Source organism: Streptomyces macrosporus (assembly GCF_039533145.1).
In the GTDB taxonomy this organism is placed as follows: Bacteria; Actinomycetota; Actinomycetes; order Streptomycetales; family Streptomycetaceae; genus Streptomyces; species Streptomyces macrosporus.
Genome location: NZ_BAAASZ010000026.1, coordinates 169,356 through 181,551, shown reverse-complemented (window position 1 = coordinate 181,551; position 12,196 = coordinate 169,356). Strand labels below are relative to the sequence as shown.

10 protein-coding genes and 2 pseudogenes are annotated in these 12,196 nt (G+C 76.2%); 4 read left to right on the top strand and 8 right to left on the bottom strand.

The window, feature by feature from the left end:
• Positions 1–844 precede the first annotated feature (844 nt).
• Both ABD335_RS17860 and ABD335_RS17855 read right to left on the bottom strand, forming a co-directional pair.
• Positions 845–1,867, bottom strand: coding sequence for a hemolysin family protein (locus ABD335_RS17860; protein ID WP_344324068.1), 1,023 nt, complete (start codon positions 1,865–1,867; stop codon positions 845–847).
• The gene (locus tag ABD335_RS17855; RefSeq protein ID WP_344324065.1) at positions 1,864–3,201 is read right to left on the bottom strand and encodes a hemolysin family protein; all 1,338 of its coding nucleotides are present in this window, start codon (positions 3,199–3,201) and stop codon (positions 1,864–1,866) included. The genes ABD335_RS17860 and ABD335_RS17855 overlap by 4 nt, the downstream gene beginning before the upstream one ends.
• A 312-nt stretch (positions 3,202–3,513) precedes the next feature.
• On the opposite strand from ABD335_RS17855, the gene ABD335_RS17850 reads away from it, so the two are divergent.
• Complete coding sequence (locus ABD335_RS17850) at positions 3,514–4,485, top strand: sporulation protein (RefSeq protein WP_344324063.1); 972 nt, start codon at positions 3,514–3,516, stop codon at positions 4,483–4,485.
• 67 nt (positions 4,486–4,552) lie between these two features.
• Here the strand turns inward: ABD335_RS17850 and ABD335_RS17845 are convergent, their stop codons facing one another.
• Together ABD335_RS17845 and ABD335_RS17840 are read right to left on the bottom strand one after the other, a co-directional pair.
• Positions 4,553–5,491, bottom strand: coding sequence for a M56 family metallopeptidase (locus tag ABD335_RS17845; protein WP_344324713.1), 939 nt, complete (start codon positions 5,489–5,491; stop codon positions 4,553–4,555).
• A gap of 5 nt (positions 5,492–5,496) precedes the next feature.
• Positions 5,497–5,925, bottom strand: a complete 429-nt coding sequence (locus ABD335_RS17840; protein WP_425583665.1) for a BlaI/MecI/CopY family transcriptional regulator — start codon at positions 5,923–5,925, stop codon at positions 5,497–5,499.
• Between the two features lie 105 nt (positions 5,926–6,030).
• Here ABD335_RS17840 and ABD335_RS17835 point away from each other — a divergent pair, with 105 nt between their 5' ends.
• Entirely contained in the window at positions 6,031–6,282 is a 252-nt protein-coding gene (locus tag ABD335_RS17835) for a twin-arginine translocase TatA/TatE family subunit (protein ID WP_344324059.1), read from the top strand.
• A 52-nt stretch (positions 6,283–6,334) separates the two neighbouring features.
• Here ABD335_RS17835 and ABD335_RS17830 read toward each other — a convergent pair whose 3' ends face one another.
• The 3 genes and pseudogenes from ABD335_RS17830 to ABD335_RS17820 all read right to left on the bottom strand — a co-directional run.
• The gene (locus ABD335_RS17830) at positions 6,335–6,850 is read right to left on the bottom strand and encodes a hypothetical protein (protein ID WP_344324057.1); all 516 of its coding nucleotides are present in this window, start codon (positions 6,848–6,850) and stop codon (positions 6,335–6,337) included.
• Between the two features lie 298 nt (positions 6,851–7,148).
• Positions 7,149–7,541 (bottom strand): DUF2267 domain-containing protein, encoded by a 393-nt coding sequence (locus ABD335_RS17825; protein ID WP_344324054.1) that lies wholly within the window; start codon positions 7,539–7,541, stop codon positions 7,149–7,151.
• Between the two features lie 93 nt (positions 7,542–7,634).
• Positions 7,635–7,904, bottom strand: a pseudogene (locus ABD335_RS17820) (response regulator transcription factor); the annotation flags it as partial.
• Here ABD335_RS17820 and ABD335_RS17815 point away from each other — a divergent pair.
• Positions 7,898–9,208 (top strand): annotated as a pseudogene (locus tag ABD335_RS17815) (FtsX-like permease family protein); the annotation flags it as partial. The pseudogenes ABD335_RS17820 and ABD335_RS17815 overlap by 7 nt on opposite strands.
• 96 nt (positions 9,209–9,304) lie before the next feature.
• Complete coding sequence (locus ABD335_RS17810; protein ID WP_344324050.1) at positions 9,305–10,660, top strand: cytochrome P450; 1,356 nt, start codon at positions 9,305–9,307, stop codon at positions 10,658–10,660.
• Here ABD335_RS17810 and ABD335_RS17805 read toward each other — a convergent pair.
• On the bottom strand, positions 10,641–11,954 hold the full coding sequence (locus ABD335_RS17805) for a wax ester/triacylglycerol synthase domain-containing protein (RefSeq protein WP_344324048.1): 1,314 nt from the start codon (positions 11,952–11,954) through the stop codon (positions 10,641–10,643). The two genes, ABD335_RS17810 and ABD335_RS17805, sit on opposite strands and share 20 nt — an antisense overlap.
• Positions 11,955–12,196: the final 242 nt, after the last annotated feature.

Sequence of the window (12,196 nt, the reverse complement as noted above, 5' to 3'; positions counted from 1 at the left end):
ACACACGGCACCCGGGGACGCCGTTCGGCCGAGCCCGTCACGAGCGGCCCGACCGCCGCCGCGGCCAGGCGGGCTGTTGCCGGTTTCCGGCGACGAGCGGTGTTTCACAGGGGCGCCCGTCGCCCGTGTCCCCTCCCGTCGTCCCCCTCACAGGATGTGCCGGTGACGTTCGCGACGACCGATGTGTCCCACCCGAGGAAGCGCACGGCGATGCGCGGCGCCGCGCCGGTACGTCGACTTCGAGACCGGGCGCCGGTACACGACCGCAGACCCGCGTGACGACCACCGGATCCTCTGCGCCTTCGGCCTCGCCCTCGGCTTCCACGGAACGGGCTTCCTGTGGGCCCGGTACTGGTTGGCCCGGCGCTCCCCCACCTCGGTCAGGGCGTGTCCCCGGCAGCTCGGTGTCCCGTTGGTGGGCGCGCTCCGCCTCGCCGTGTCGGGGGCGCCCGCCCTGCACGGCGGACCATCCCGACCGTCCCGACCACGACGGTCGGGCCCGGGTCCTGGAGTGCGAGGACGGCGGCGTGCCGGTGCTCGTCGTCACCCACAGGAAGCACATGCCGTGGGCCCTGGGCGCCCTTCCGGCGGCCCGTTCCGCCGATCCGTCCCGGCGGTGAGCCCTCGGGCGCGACCGTCCGAGGAGCTCACCGCACGCGACCCCGGCCCGGATTCGCCACCGGCGCAGCGCGCGGTCGAGGGCGACGCGGACGGTCCGGGGCGTCCGGCTCGGGGGTTCCGGGACACGCCGGCGCGACGGAAGCCCGACCCGACCACGGCGGGAGCCCCGCCGCGCGAGCGTTCGCGCGGCGGGGCTCCCGGTCGTTCACGGGCCGTCGCCGGATCAGACGGCCGCCGGGGCCGGTCCGACCAGCTGCTCCAGGACGTCCTCCATCGTGACGAAGCCGAGCAGCACGTCCTCGTCGCCGGTGACGGCGGCCAGGTGGGTGCCGGCGGCGCGCATGGTGGTGAGGACGTCGTCCATCGGGGTGTCGGCACGGACGCGGACGACCCTGCGCAGCGCCTCGGGCGGGAACGGCCGGTCCCGGTGGACGGCGCCGAGGGCGTCCTTGACGTGCAGGTAGCCCAGCACCGTTCCGCCCGGTCCGGTGACCGGCAGCCGGGAGTAGCCGGCCGCGGTGGCGGTGCGCTCCAGCTCGTCGGGGGTGACCGTGTGGCCCACGGTGTGCATCTCGTGCAGGGGCACCAGGATCTCGCCCACCGGGCGGCGGCCCAGCGCCAGGGCGTCGCGCAGGCGCCGGTGGCCGCCGGACTCGATCAGCCCGGCCCGGTCCGCGTCCTCGGCCATCCGGGCGAGCTCCTCGTCGGTGAAGACGGAGGCGACCTCGTCCTTGGGCTCCACCCGCAGCAGGCGCAGCAGGGTGTTGGCGAAGGCGTTGATGCCGAAGATCACCGGCCGCAGGGCCCGGGTGAGGGTCACCAGCGGCGGTCCGAGCAGCAGGGCCGTGCGGACCGGCGCGGCCAGCGCGATGTTCTTGGGCACCATCTCGCCGACGAGCATGTGCAGGTAGGTCGCCAGGGTCAGCGCGATGACGAAGGCGATGGGGTGCACCAGCGCGTCGGGGACGCCGATCGCCGCGAAGGGCGGCTCCAGCAGGTGCGCGATCGCCGGCTCGGCCACCGCGCCCAGGACCAGCGAGGAGACGGTGATGCCGAGCTGGGCGGTCGCCATCAGGGCGGAGAGGTGCTCCAGGGCCCACAGCACCGTGCGGGCGCGCTTGACGCCCTTCTCGGCGTGCGGCTCGATCTGGCTGCGGCGCACGGAGACCAGTGCGAACTCCGCGCCGACGAAGAAGGCGTTGGTCAGCAGCGTCAGGGCGCCGACGATCAGTTGGACCGTGGTCATCGGGCGCCCTCCTCGACCAGCTCGCGGCTCGGCGCGGGGGCGGTGATCCGTATCCGGTCCGCGCGGTGGTGGTCGACGTCGAGGACGCGCAGCTCCCAGCCGTCGACCTCGACGACGTCGCCGGGGACGGGGATGCGCTCCAGGAGGGTGGCGAGCAGTCCGGCGGCCGTCTCGTAGGGGCCGTCGGGGGCGGTCAGACCGATCTGTTCCAGTTCGTCCAGACGGACGCCGCCGTCGGCCTCCCAGCACTCCCGGCCGTCGGGGGTCGGGCCCACGGGGTTCAGGGCGGGTTCCTCCTGGGGGTCGTGTTCGTCGCGGACCTCGCCGACGACCTCCTCGACGATGTCCTCCACGGTGGCGACACCGGCGGTGCCGCCGTACTCGTCGACGACGACCGCGATGGTGCGGCGGCTGCGCAGCCGCTCCAGCAGCCGGTCGACGGGCAGCGTCTCGGGCACCAGCAGCGCCTCGGTCAGCAGGTCGGTGACGGGGGTCCGGTGGCGCCGCGCGGCGTCCAGGGCGAGGACGTCACGGATGTGGACGGTGCCGATCACCTCGTCCAGGGTGTCCCGGTAGACGGGGAAGACCGACAGTCCGGTGGCCAGGGTCAGGTTGGCGGCGTCGGCGGCGGTGGCGTGCGCCTCCAGCGCCTTGACGTCCACGCGCGGGGTCATCACGTTCTCGGCGGTCAGCTCGCTGAGGTGGAGGGTGCGTACGAACAGCTCGGCGGAGTCCTCCTCGATCACGCCCTCCTTCGCCGAGCGCTTGGCCAGGGAGACCAGCTCGTCGGGGGTGCGGGCCGAGGCCAGCTCCTCGGCGGGTTCCAGACCGAGGCGGCGCACCAGGTGGTTGGCGGTGGTGTTCAGGTGACGGATCAGGGGGCGGAAGGCGGCGGTGAAGCCGCGCTGCGGCCCGGCGACGACCTTGGCCACCGTCAGGGGACTGGAGATCGCCCAGTTCTTGGGGACCAGCTCGCCGACCACCATCAGCACCACCGTGGAGACGGTGACGCCGAGCACGGTGGCGACCGGGGAGACCGCGCCGGCGGGCAGACCGACGGCCAGCAGCGGTCCGCGCAGCAGCACGGCCAGGGAGGGCTCGGCGAGCATGCCGATCACCAGGGAGGTCACCGTGATGCCGAGCTGGGCGCCGGAGAGCTGGAAGGTCAGGTGTCGGACGGCCTTCAGCGCGCTGTCGGCTCCGCGCTCACCGTCGCGCGCGGCCCGTTCCAGCTCGCCCCTCTCGACCGTGGTGAGGGAGAACTCGGCCGCGACGAAGACGGCGCATCCCAGAACGAGTGCGAGGGCCGCCAGCAGGAGCAGGACTTCGGTCACCGTGCCACCTCCGTTCGCTCACCGGTGGTGAAGCGGCCGCGGGTGGCACGGCTGGTACTGGGGGGTTCGCCCATGGCGGGTGTGTTGCCCTTTCTTGGCTGATAGTCGGGATGTCCGGAGAGTACCGACACCCCCGCCCCATAGTAAAGGGTCGGCAAAACACCCGGCGGAAACGCGTCGTCACGCTCGGTGCCCGGCGCTTTTCGGACGTTCTCCCTCCGGCGCCCGGCGGGCGGTGGACGGCGGGCCGCGCTCCCCTATTCTTCTACACGTCTGTAGAAGATCGGAACACGACAAGGAGTGGACGCCGCGATGGTGTTCAAACGGTTGCTCGGTTCGCTCGGCGTGGGCGGTCCCACGGTGGACACGGTCCTGGACCCGGGCGCGGCCCTGCCGGGCGGTCCCCTGTCCGGGCGGGTGAACCTCAGGGGCGGCAGCGCCGACTTCGACGTCGAGCGCATCGACCTGGAACTGGTCGCCCACGTCGAGGCGGAGACGGACGACGGGGAGCACCAGGGCTCGGTCGCCTTCGAGCGCTTCACCGTCGGCGGCGGCTTCCGCCTGGCCGAGGGCGCGGAGCACAGTGTTCCGTTCACCGTGACGCTGCCGTGGGAGACCCCGATCACCGAGCTGCACGGGCAGCCGCTGGGCGTCGTCCTCGGGGTGCGCACCGAGCTGGCGGTGGCCGGCGCGAAGGACAAGGGCGACCTCGACCCCCTGACCGTCCGCCCCCTGCCCGTGCAGGAGGCCGTCCTGGAGGCGTTCGGCCGGCTCGGCTTCGGGTTCCGGTCGGCCGACCTGGAGTACGGGCACATCGGCGGCACCGGCCAGCGCCTCCCCTTCTACCAGGAGATCGAGATCACCCCGTCCCCGCGGTACGCGCACGCGGTGAACGAGATCGAGGTCACCTTCCTGGCGTACCCGGGCGGGATGGAGGTGGTGCTGGAGGCCGACAAGCGCGGCGGGTTCCTCTCCGGCGGCCACGACGCCCTCGCCCGCTTCACCGTCGGCCACCAGGACGTCCGCGACTGGGACGCCGAGGTCGACGGCTGGGTCCGGCACCTGGTGGAGAGCCGCGCCGCGCACGGTCTCCACGGCCACGGCGACCCGTACGGCCACGACGGTCACCACGGCCACGACGGCCGGCACTCCGGTCCCGGCGCGGGCGCCGCGATCGCCGCGGGCGCCGCGGGGCTCGCGGTCGGCGTCGCCGGCGGGATGGTCGCGGCCGAGGTCGTCGACGAGGTGGGCGACTTCTTCGAGGAAGACGGGGAAGAGGGCTGATCGGAAGGTCCTTCCAGAGGGCGCGCCCGGCCCTGCGGGCGCGCCCGTCCCCTGTCGCGCGAGGCCGTCACAGCGGAGTGGCCGCCCTCAGCACCAGGAACAGGGTGACCGCCGAGTTCGCCGAGGAGAGCGCGGAGAACGCGGCACCGGCCACGGCCGTCCACACCGCCAGCCCGGCGGCCGTGAACACCGGGGGCCAGGCGCGCGGCGCCGGAGCCGGGCCGAGGAGGGCCGCCACCCGGCGCGGCACCGGTCCGGGCCCGGCGAACCCCGCCAGCGTCGCCGCCGGCGTGCCGCGGGAGACCAGCGCCGCCTTGCCGATGGCGCGGGCCACCGTCCGCCGACTGCCCACCGCGCGGGCCGCCGTCTCGTCCGCCCACCGCTCCACGGTGTACACCACGGCCGTGCGCAGCGGTCGCAGGAACGGGTTGGCCCGCGCCGCCACCTGCACCACCAGCAGGTACCGGTGGTGCCGGGCCTCCAGGTGGGTCCGCTCGTGGGCGAACAGCGCGCGGCGCTCGGGCGCGTCGAGGCGGGCGAGCACCGCCGTGGAGACCACCACGCGGCCCCCGCGCCCCTTCGGTCCGGGCAGCGCGTAGGCGTAGGGGGCGGGGTCGGGCAGCACCGCCACGGACTTCCCCGGCAGCCCCCGGAGCGCCCGCCGGGCGCGGCGCCGCGTCCGGCGGTGCCGCCACAGGGTCCTGGCGACCGCCGCCAGCACGGCGGCCAGGGCGGGGATGGACGCCTTCCCCGCGATCTCGTCGTACGGGACCGCCGCGCGCACCTCCGGGTCCGACCAGCCGTCCGGCAGCGGGTTGCCCGGCAGTTGCGCGGTCCCCACGACCACCAGCAGCGCCAGGCAGAGCGAGCTGCACACCGCGAGCACGCCGGCCGTGGCCGACAGCATGAGGGTGGCGGTGCGCGGGTGCAGACGCTGCTCGGCCAGGTGTGCGATGGGCCAGGCGGTCAACGGCAGGACGAGCGGCAGGAAGACGAAGACCCCCATGGACATCAGTCCTCCGGTTCCTCCGCCCGGCCCAGAAGGTCCCGCAGCACCTGCTCGTCGTCGGGGGAGAGCGCGGCCACGAAGCCGGCGAGCACCGCCTCCCGGTCGCTCTCCGCCTCCAGCACCCTGCGCATCCGCAGCGCGGCGAGCCGGGCCTCGTCGGCGGCGGCCGTCCACACGAACGACCGGCCCTCCTTCCGCCGGGTCACCACGCCCTTGGCCAGCAACCGGGTCAGGACGGTGATCACGGTGGTGTACGCCAGGGAGCCGCCGAGCCGCTCCCGCACCCACGCGGTGTCCACCGGGCCCGGCGCCTCGCGCAGCGCCGACAGCACCTGCGTCTCCAACTCGCCCTGGCCGCGCCGCCTGGGGCGCTCCTGCCGGCCTCTCACCCTGTCTCCCTCCAAGCCGCGCCCCGCAGCGGGGCGGTTCATCGTAGCCGGCGTCCGCGGTACGCCCTTCCCCGGGCTTCTACAGTGCTGTAGATTTTCGCCGCAGGTTTCCACAGTCGCCCGCCACCCCCGGGAGAGAGCAGCCCGATGTTCGGGATCAGCGAACTCGCCATCCTCCTCATCGTCGTCATCGTCGTGCTCGGCGCCAAGAAGCTCCCCGAGCTGGCCCGTTCCGCGGGCCAGGCGACCCGCATCCTCAAGAGCGAGGCCAGGGCCATGAGGGCGGACGGCTCGTCCGGCGCCGAGGGCACCGCCCCGCGGATCGTCCGGGCCGCCCCCGGCGACGTCGTCGAGACCCGCCCCTCCCCCGGCCCGAACGGCGGCGCCGGCGCCCGCTAGACGCCGGCCGCCTTCTGCCCCGGGCCCCGACGCGGAACCGGACCCGCCCTGGTCACCGGGGGTGGGTGGCCGAGCCCGCCCGGCGGACGGCCGGGTGGAGGTGGGGCTCGGGTGACCAGGACGGGGGCTGGTGGGCCCGCCGCGCGTAGACGAGCGGCGAGGTGCCGAGCGCCGGGGTGGTGACGCCGACGGGCCAGGCCCGCAGCGCGTAGCTCCCGGTGTGGTCGGCGACGGTGAGGTGGAACGCCAGCCCTCGGGCCAGGAGGTCGTACGCGGCCCACTGCCGCTCCTCGTCCTCGCACCACCGCCGCAGCTCCGTCGGCACGTCGGGCAGCCGCTCCGGCACGCGGCCGAGCGTGCCGGCCGGGATCCAGTGCGCCGACGGCTCGGGGTCGAGCCCGTCGGCGATGCGGCGGGCCTGCTCCCGCAGCCAGCGCAGCGCGAGGCGGCGGTCGGACGCCGAGTGGTGTCCGAGCGGCACGGCGACGGTGGTGCCGTTCACCGGTCCTTCGGCGACGACCTCGGCCCGGTAGGAGCGCGCCGTCTCCCGCTCGCGCCCCGCGCCCACGGGGACCTCCCCGCCGGGGCGGCCCGCCGCCCGCGTCGGGTCGGGCCCGGTCGGGCGACCGGCGACCCGCGGAAGGTGGTGTCGCGCGGGGGCGGCCGGACGGATGGCGGGTGCGGAGGGTCGGAGGTCGTTCGTCACGCCCCCACGGTGACACCGGTAGCTCAGCGTGACAAGTGGTGACGCACAGCGAACATCTGTCGTACGGGTGGTGGTCGCGTCCGTGTGCCGTACGCGCCGGGGCCCCGCCGCGCGGCGGGGCCCCGGACGCCGACGGACGGCGGGCGTTCGTCGCCCACGGTCACCCGCTCAGTTCCGGCTTGCCGAACAGGACGGCGTACCCGGAGGGCAACTGGCTGAGGATCTGGTTGAACTCGCCGCCGGAGATCGCCTCGGCCATGGGGGCCAGGACGGCGCTGGCGTCCCACTCGGCCGTCCTGGGCCGGGCGCCGGTCCGCTCGCCCACCCGGCGGCAGAACTCCTCCACGCCGAACGTCTCGGGCTGGTCCACCCGGTTCTCCTCCAGGACCTCGCTCAGATGGCCCGGCAGTTGCGCGGCCAGGTCCTCGACCTCGCCCGGGGTGATCCGGGTGGCGAGCACCGACAGCACCGCGTCGGCGATCTCCTCCGCTTCCTTCTGGCTCTTGTACTCTCCCAGGTCACGGACTCGGGCGAGGAACTCGTCGTACCTCATCTGCGACCTTCCTTCCCACCGGCGGATGTCACTGGAGCAGCTCCCCGGGTCCCCCGTATCCCCGGCGCGAATCACCCGGACGACCGCGTTCCGTCAGGCCCGCAGGCAGGCCGGGACCGCCATGACCCGGCGGTGGCTCTCGTCGGTCGGCGGGAGGTCGAGCTTGGCCAGGATGGCGCCGATGTGCTTGCCCACCGCGGCCTCGGAGACGACCAGCTCCCGGGCGATCGCCCCGTTGGACCTCCCCTGCGCGACGAGGGACAGCACCTCGCGCTCCCGGGGGGTCGGGCGCTCCAGCGGGTCGCGGCGGCGGCGCAGCAGTTGGCGGACGACCTCCGGGTCGACGACCGTGCCTCCGTCGGCTCCTCGGCGCGGGCCTGCTGCTGACCGGTCTCGGGCTGCTCGCCTTCACCCTGCTCACCAAGCCGGGCGAGCTGCTGCACCGCAAGACGTACACCGGCCGTCCGATGCTGCTGATCGTCGCGTTCGCGCTGCTCGCCCCGGTGCCGGCGCGCCCGCTGGTCCGGCTGGTGGCCTGGCCTGCCGCGCGCCTGCCCGGCGCGACGGGCGTGCTCGTGCGGGAGAACGCGGCGGCGGGGGTCCGGCGCACCGCCGCCCTCGCGGCGCCCGTGCTGATCACGGTGGCGCTGGGGGGCTCCCTGCCGGGGGCCACCGCCACGATCGACGCGGCGCGGGCCGTCGAGCTGCGGGAGCGGACCTCGGCCGACCTCGTGGTCCTCGCCGGCGGCGCGGGCCTCGACCGGGACGCGGTGGGGCGGCTGCGGACGCTGCCCGGGGCGGTGGTCTCGCCGACCGCGGCGAGCGCCGTCCACGTCCTGAAGGAGGGCACCGCGCTGATCAGGTCCGACGCGCGGGTCGTCGAGCCCGACGCGTTCGCCGCGACGGTCCGGCCGCCGCTCGCCGCCGGCCGCCTGGCGGACCTCGACGACGACGCCATCGTCGTCAACGAGGAGTGGGAGGAGCACGCCGTCGGGCGGACCGTGGACGTGTGGCTGGGCGACGGCACGCGCAGGTCGCTGCGGATCGCGGCCGTGCTGCGCACCGGCACCGGCGACGACGGCGTCCTCGTCACGCCGCGCAACGCGCCGGGCGCGCGGGTCGACCGGGTCGACGTGGCGGTCGAGGGGGGCGCGGACCGGGCCGCGGTGGCGGGCGGGCTGCGCGACACGCTCGCCGGGACGGGGGCCGAGGTCCTCACCCGGGAGGCGTGGCTGCGGGCCGAATCGCCCCGGCCCGACGGGACGACGCGCCTCGGCTTCGCGCTGGTCCTGGGCATCGCCCTGGTCTACACGGGCATCGCCCTGGCCAACGTCCTGGTGACGGCGGCCTCCGACCGGGTCCGCGACCCGGCGGTGTTGCGGCTGACCGGCGCCACCGGGCCGCAGGTGCTGTGGTGGGCGGCCGCGGAGGCGCTGACGGTCGTGGCGGTGGGCGCGGTCCTCGGGGCGCTGGTCGCCGGGCTCAACCTGCTCGGCCTGTGGGCGGCGCCGGGGCTTTCGGGGGTGTGGGCCCCGGTCGTGGTGCCGTGGGACGTCCTGGGCGTCTCCGTGGGCGCGTGCGCCGTCCTGGCGGTGCTCGCCGCGACGGTCCCGGCCGCGCTCGCGCTGCGGCGCCGGCCGGTGGAGTCGGCGGGGCTGCGGGAGTGACCCGCCGTGCCCTCCCGCGCCGGTCCTTCGTTGGCCCCCTGCGAGGAGGGTCCCGGCGGCCGGGCACGGGGCCGCGGAACGCGAGGAGCCGCGAGCATGGTGGACACCGCGTCGGTGCGGCGGACGATGCTGCCGCCCGGCCCCCGACGGCCGTACACCGTCCAGGGGTTGCGCATGCTGTACACGCCCGAGGCGTTCGCCGGGGCCTGTCGGCGGCGCTACGGCGACACCTACACGCTCGGGGTGCCGCGGCGGCCGGTCACCGTGTGGAGCTCGGACCCGGCCCTGGCCCGGCTGGTGACCAGGCTGCCGGACGAGGTCTCCACGGCGACCGAGTGGAACGCCGCGGCGGACTTCCTGTGGGGCCCGCGCTCGCCGTTCGTCATCGAGGGCGAGGAGCACCGGCGGACCCGCCGGCTGGTGATGCCGGTGCTGCGCGGCCCCCGCGTGCTCGCCCGGCGCGAGGAGATCGCCGGGGCCGCGCGGCGGGCGGCGGCGGGCTGGAGCCGGGAGCGGCCCGTGCGGCTGCTGGCGGAGATGCGCGCCCTGGTGCTGGAGTTGATGGTCCGGTCCGTCTTCGGCACCGACGCCGACGCCGACCCGCTCGCGCCGCGGGTCGCCCGCCTCACCGAGACGCTGCGCCGCACCACCCTCGGCTCGCTGCTGCTGCCGTGGACCCGGCACGTCCCCGGCAGCGCGTACCGGCGGGTGCTGCGCGCCCGGCGCGAACTGACCGACTGTCTGGAGGCCGCGGCCCGGGCGCGGGCCGAACGGGACGGCGGGCCGGGGCTGTTGGGCGATCTGACGCGGGCCCGCGCGGACGGGCGCCTCGCCGAGGACGCCCTCGCCGACCAGGTCGTCGCCTTCCTGCTGGGCGGCTACGCGACCACCGCGACGGCGCTCGCCTCCACCTTCGACCTGCTGCTGCACCATCCGGCGGCGTTGGCACGGGCCGAGGACGAGGCCGTCTCGGGCGGGGAGGAAGGGGCCGGGGACGGGCCGTGGCTGGAGGCGGTCGTCCGGGAGAGCCTGCGGCTGAGCCCGCCCGCGTGGGTCTTCGGGCGGGCGCTGCGCCGGCCGGTGGAGTTCGGCGCGTGGCGGCTGCCGGCCGGGGCGTGGGTGGCCTTCGACGTGCCGGCGATGCACCGCCGGGCGGACGCCCTGGCCGGCCTGGGCGCCGAGCCGGACGCCTTCCGCCCCGAGAGGCACCTGGCGCGGGCGGCGGACGGCAGGCGGCGCACCGGCGCGGTGTCGTCCTGGCACGTCTTCGGCGGCGGCGGGCGGGTGTGTCCGGGGTCGTCCTTCGCTCCCTTCGTGGTGCGGACGGTGCTCGCCGCGGTGCTGGCGCGGGTGCGGCTGCGTCCGCTGCGCGACCGGCCGGGGACGCTGGTGCGCGAGTCGACGCTGCTGGTGGTGCGGGACGGGGTGCCCGTCAGCGTGTCGGACCGCTGAGCGCCGCCCCCACCGGCCGGGCGAACGCGGCCAGTTCGCGTCCGAAGGCGTCGGCCAGCAGCCGGGCGTGGCCGGGAAGGGTGTGGGTGACCGCGCACAGGGTGAACACGCCTCCGCAGTCCGTCAGCGCCAGGCCGGCCGTGCCCGGCGGCTGCACGGGCGGCAGGGGGATCACCCGTTCCATCGGTCCGCCGTCCAGGGACCACGGGCCGCGCGGCCACCGGAAGGCCACGCAGGCCACGGGGGCGTGGCCGGGCGTGCCGGCCCACGCGGCGAGCAGGCGCAGCGCCCAGGGACCCAGGCGCGCGGCGGCGTCGACCAGCCGCGTCGCCGCGTCCGCGCCCCGCACCGGGCCGTGGGCCGCGAGCAGTCCCCGACAGGCCGCCAGGCGCGCGACGGGATCGTCCTCGTCCACCGGGAGCGGCACCCGCACCACCGAGACGACGTTGCCGAGCGCGTCCTCCTCCCCGGGGGCGCGCAGGTCCACCGGGAACGTCCCGTACAGCGGGCGGGGGGCGCCGGGCCACCGGTCCGGCTCGCCGTGGACGGCGCGCAGGGCGCCGGTGGCCGCCGCCAGCAGCACCTCGTTGAGGGTGGCGCCCAGGCCGGGCAGGGCCCGGCGGGCGGCCCGCACCGCGCCCGCGTCCACCTCCGTCCAGGCCGCCTCCGGACGCGGGTCCGCCCCGGCGGGCGGCGGGAGGGCCCGGCCGGGACCCAGCGGGAGGGGCGGTCGGACGGGCGGACCGGCGTGGTCCGGATGGGCGTCCCGGAGCGCGCGCACGGCCCGCACGCCCCCGGCGGTCCTGCCGCCGCGCCCCGAACCGCCGTCGAGGAGCCGGCTCAGCAGGCGCTCCAGGGAGCGTCCGTCCAGCAGGGCGTGGTGGGCCGTCAGCACCAGGGCGAACCGCCCCTCCCCCGCTCGCCGCACCAGGAGCAGCCGCCAGGGCGGCAGCCCGTCGGGCAGGGGGCGGGCGACGAGCCGGCCGAGCAGGCCGGTGAAGTCCGCGGCACCGGCGCCGTCGGGGCCGTCCTCGGCGTCGACGACCTGGTGGGCGGGGTCGAAGCGCTCCAGCGCCAGCCAGCGGTGCGGGCGCAGCCAGGCGGGTTCCCTCGGCCGCAGCAGCACCCGGCACAGCCGGGGCAGGCCGCCCCACCGCTCGGCGACCCGGGCGCGCAACGCCTCCACGCGCGGCGGCTCACCGGCGAACAGCGCCGCCACCCCGATGGTCTCGGGCACCCCGCGCACGGCGCACAGGAGTTCGTCGACGGGCGACAGGGCAATTCCGTTCCGCATTCTCCGCTCGTTTCCCGCACACTCGCGCGGGCCATTCGGCGGTTTTTCCGAAAAGCACACGGGTTGCGCGTTCCACACCTGCTCCGATTTCTGTGTGAGTATTCTGCCGATCCGGTCGACGAGGAGAGAGGACCCATGGCCCCTTCGGTCCTGGACGGCACCGCGCTCGACCCGGTACGCCGCCGGGCGACCGCCGAACGGACCCGGCCGGCGCGGCGGCGCCCGACGGGCCGGCCCGCACT